The following is a 4159-nucleotide window of genomic DNA, read 5'->3' as shown; positions in this document are numbered from 1 at the left end:
GCCCACGACCAGATCAGCATCATCTTCCGCCCCCGCCGCTATCGACTTTCCACCATCTCCTACCGTCATGCCAGAGCCGATGCCTTCGGCCTGTGGGACGGTTATGCCGCCGAGATGGCGGCCTGATTGCGAGAAATCACCACTCTTGCAATCAACGTCAAATAACTTGGCAATGCCCTCCTGAAACTCCTGCTCAAAATGAGCAGGCTAGCGTTCAAACATGGGTCAGTTCTTAGTGGAAAAATCCCCCAATCCCGGGTCACTTCTCAACGAAAATCAACATACGCCCTCCCTGCGTTCCAACCCGTCGGCATTCTCATCCTGATTGACGCTGAACTCTCACGTTGATTGTCGCTCCGCATTAACGTGACATCGCCGCTTTCGGAGCGCCCAGTATGACAGTACGCCAGATCGGTCCAAACTCGCTTGCAGACAATGGCCTGTGGAAGTGATAGCCCTGAGCGAAGCGGCACCCCCACTCTTTCAAAAGCGCCGCCTGTTCTGCGGTCTCCACACCTTCAGCGACCACGTCCACCCCCATGTTGCGCCCCAGATGGATCATCGATTTCACAATCGCCGTCCCAGAGCTGTCCTTGCCAAGATCGTTGACGAAGGACTTGTCGATCTTGATCTCGTTGACCGGAAGACGCTGCAGGTGGGTGAGTGACGCAAAGCCGGTGCCAAAATCATCCAGCGAAACCCGCACGCCATGTCGCTGCAATTGCTCCAGGCATTGCCGGGTTCCGGGAGCCAGCTCATCGACCAGCACACGCTCGGTGATCTCGACAGTAAGCTGATGCGGCTCCAACGCCTTGCGGTCGAGCTTTTGCAAGAGCGAGCGCGCCAGACCATCCTGCATCAGCGTCTCGGTGGAGAGATTGACAGAAATGCTGCCCAGCTGCGCAGGCCAAGGTCCCCATTCCGCCAAGTTCGCTAGCACAAGCGACAGGATCTGATCGGTGATCGCCTTGCCGATCTTGGGGGCATCAAGGGCCGCCCAAACGGATGTGGGCGAGAGTATCCCCTCAACGGGATGTCGGATCCGCAGCAACGCCTCTGCCCCCGCCACCTTGCCGGAAGTCAGATCAATCATAGGTTGGTAATACGGCACCAGCAAACGGTATTTGAGAGCCTGCCTGGCAAGCTCAATTTGCTCCGCTCGTTGATCTATTGCCTGTTGAAGCGCCGGACTGAACAATCTGACGCTGTGGCCGCTGTCACCTTTTGCGGCGTAAAGCGCAATCTTTGCACGGCGGGTCAAGTCGTCGCTCTTGTCATCCTCCGTCGACCGCGCACAGCCAATTCTGACCCCGAGATTGCGGGTTTTCGCGCTCCGGGCCAGTCGGCGCTCGAGCTCCCTGGCAAGCTGACCGGCATAGCGCTGCGGTGTGGCCTCACCACCCCGATCACGAAGCACCAGGGCGAACTGGTCGCCGGCAATGCGCCCGATGATGTCGGCCTCAGTCGAACAGGCCCGCAAGAACCCGGCGAACAAGCGCAGCACCGCATCGCCGACCTCATGGCCAAAGCGATCATTCAACTGCCGGAACCCGCTCAAATCTATCAGCAGGAGGTCAACCGAGGCTCCGTCTTTCGTTTCTGCAATCGCCCCCCGCAGCCGATCCTCGAATGACCGACGGTTTGGCAGCCGGGTCAGATCGTCGATATCGGCCTGCTGGCGCAAACGCTCATGTGCCAGTTCCAGGTCGTGAATGTCTTCGACGGCGCCGTACCATTTCACAATCTGGCCATTCGCGTCCCGCCGCGGCGTCGCACGCGCTCGGACCCAGCGATAGCCGCCATCGTTCAGCCGGATGCGATATTTGAGGTCTGCAGGATCTCCTGTCCGCAGGCATTCAGCCCAATAGCGATGCACACGGTCCACATCATTCGGGTGAAGCGCCTGGAACCACCCCGTACCGATTGCACTGTCCACCGGCTGGCCGGTTGCTTCGCGCCACCTTGAAGAAACGCTCAAGATCCTGCCTTGCGGATCGGCCGTCCATGGGATTTGAGGATTGTGCTCGACCGTATGACGATAGTGCTCTTCGCTCTCGCGCAGAGCCTGCGTGGTCCGCGCCTTATCGATCGCAACAGCGGCCAGCTGACGAAGAATGTCGAGGCTCTCCAGTTCATCGACCGTAGGCGCACGCTCTTCGTAAAAGTAGAAGCCATATGTCGCAAGCACCCGGCCATCCGTACCGTAGACAGGCTGCGACCAGCACGCTTTGACGCCAAGCGCGGCAAATGCCTCGCGCCAACCCTCCCACAACGGATCCGTCGCGATCCTCGCCGAGACCACGTCTCGCTTTTCAAAGGCAGCTGTACCGCACGAACCAACTCCAGTCCCGACCTTCGTCCCGGAGATCATCGCCTGAAGCTCGCGCGGTAGGAAAGGAGCCGCGCCGCCCGTGAACTCGGTTTCATCCTCGCTCAGCAGCAGGACAGTGCAACGGCTTCCAGGCAGCTGTTCCTCGCCCAATGCACAAAGCGCGGCGAGAAGCGTCTGTACGTCCTCACCGGCAACCACTTTCTGGAGAATGTCGGCCTGCACCCGATCTCTTGTCTGGATAGCAATGAGATTGTGAATGTCGCCCGAGTAGCCAATCCAGCGGCCCTCGCCGTCTGCGACCGGATTTGCCCTCACAAGATGCCACAGATACCGTCCGTCGCGGCGACGGAAACGGATCTGAGCCTCATAGGCAGGATTCTGGCCATTGGCTCGCAATGGCCAGAGCGCTTCGATCACGTTCAAGTCGTCCGGATGCACCGCCTGCATCCACCCCGCCCCCAGGGACACGTCGCTTGAAAGCCCGGTATATTCACACCAAGCACAATTGACGAAATCAATGCGGCCATCGGCATCCGACGTCCAGACGAAGCCAGGCACCGACCGCGTAAGGGTGTCGAACAAGCGATCGTCTCGCCTCAACCGAGCAGATGGTCTGCCAGATGCAATCATGCCACACTCCACTCACCTCAAACCTGTACACCCGCCTTCGACACTGCCGGCCGTATAATGAAACTCACTGCATCAACCGGAACGCTCATCTGTCGTATTCGAAGAGGAGTGACCTCCCCTTCCGATCTCCGCCAAGATCACCGTGTTCCGGCCCAGCTTCTTCGCCCGATAAAGCGCCCGATCAACGGTCGCAAAAATCGTCATGGCATTGCCACACCCCGCGAACAGTCCAAGCCCCATAGACACGGTGGCGACCCCGTGCGGCCGGTTTCCGCCATGCTCAATTGCAGCTTCCTTGACGCGATCGATAATTGCCCGGTGAAACACGATTGCAGCAGCCTGATCCCGATGCAGGGATGTGATCGCGAACTCCTCACCGCCAATGCGATACGTATCGGCCGAGTTTCGGTCGCAGGCCTCGCTCAAAATCTCGCCAATTCGCTCCAGAACCTGGTCTCCCGCCGCATGACCGTAGCGGTCATTGTAGGCCTTGAACCGATCGACATCGACCAAGGCGAAAGACTTGACGGCCCCTTCCGCAGGCGACGACATGAATTTCGGCAACTCGCTGGCATAGGCACGCCGGTTGAGCAGACCGGTGAGCGAGTCGATTCGCGCGCTCCAGGCTTCCGTCACATCGCTGAAAATCCAGATGCGGCTATACCCGCCGTCGCCGGCATCCAGTGACACGCTGCGGCGGTTGAAGACGCGGCCATCATTGAACGTCCACTCGTCCTCAGACGAATCCGGACGATGATAGAGACGTTCGACGAGCTCCAGAAACGATTGAGGATCGTCGAGCTGATCCAGCACATGCGCGAGCATCGCCCGATCACCAGCTTCCACGACGCCTCGCGGAATTCGCCAAAGACGCTCAAAGGCTTCGTTGAAGTACAGAACTTCGCGGTTGCGGCCGATGATCAGAACGCCGTCCGGCAGGAGATCCAGCGCCTTCCGCATAAGCGAATACGATGTCTGAAGGCTCTGAATATCGTTGGTTGGCTCAACCACCATTCATTCCCGCGCGTCGCTAGATGCAACAGAGAAGCTTGATGAAGATCTATTTATAATCCATTAAAATATAGAGAATGAATGTCTGTATAGAAAATTTGTTTCTATTGTAAACTTTTCGCGGGTCCGTTGCATTAATCGTTAGGGTCAAAACCCGTTGATAGCATTGATTTGACGCAGCAAATC

The 4159-nt window shown here is 58.2% G+C and carries 2 protein-coding genes and 1 pseudogene; 1 reads left to right on the top strand and 2 read right to left on the bottom strand.

Annotated features, from left to right (window positions below):
* Positions 1 to 126 (top strand): annotated as a pseudogene (locus NDI72_RS21695) (IS6 family transposase); the annotation flags it as partial.
* Between the two features lie 235 nt (positions 127 to 361).
* Here the strand turns inward: NDI72_RS21695 and NDI72_RS21690 are convergent.
* Together NDI72_RS21690 and NDI72_RS21685 are read right to left on the bottom strand one after the other, a co-directional pair.
* Positions 362 to 2914 carry a GGDEF domain-containing phosphodiesterase gene (locus NDI72_RS21690; RefSeq protein WP_283801763.1) on the bottom strand — a complete coding sequence of 851 codons (2553 nt, stop codon included), beginning with the start codon at positions 2912 to 2914 and terminating at the stop codon, positions 362 to 364.
* A gap of 120 nt (positions 2915 to 3034) precedes the next feature.
* On the bottom strand, positions 3035 to 3976 hold the full coding sequence (locus NDI72_RS21685) for a diguanylate cyclase (RefSeq protein ID WP_283801762.1): 942 nt from the start codon (positions 3974 to 3976) through the stop codon (positions 3035 to 3037).
* Positions 3977 to 4159: the final 183 nt, after the last annotated feature.

Origin of the sequence: Nitratireductor sp. GZWM139, from assembly GCF_030068685.1 — a bacterium.
GTDB classification, from domain to species: Bacteria; Pseudomonadota; Alphaproteobacteria; order Rhizobiales; family Rhizobiaceae; genus Nitratireductor; species Nitratireductor aquimarinus.
The sequence above is the reverse complement of the archived record's forward strand: the minus strand, read 5'-3'. Positions and strand labels throughout refer to the sequence as shown.

What these genes read in the sequence shown, in the direction of transcription:
- NDI72_RS21685 (WP_283801762.1), bottom strand. Translation starts at nt 3,976, where the DNA reads ATGGTGGTTGAGCCAACCAACGATATTCAGAGCCTTCAGACATCGTAT.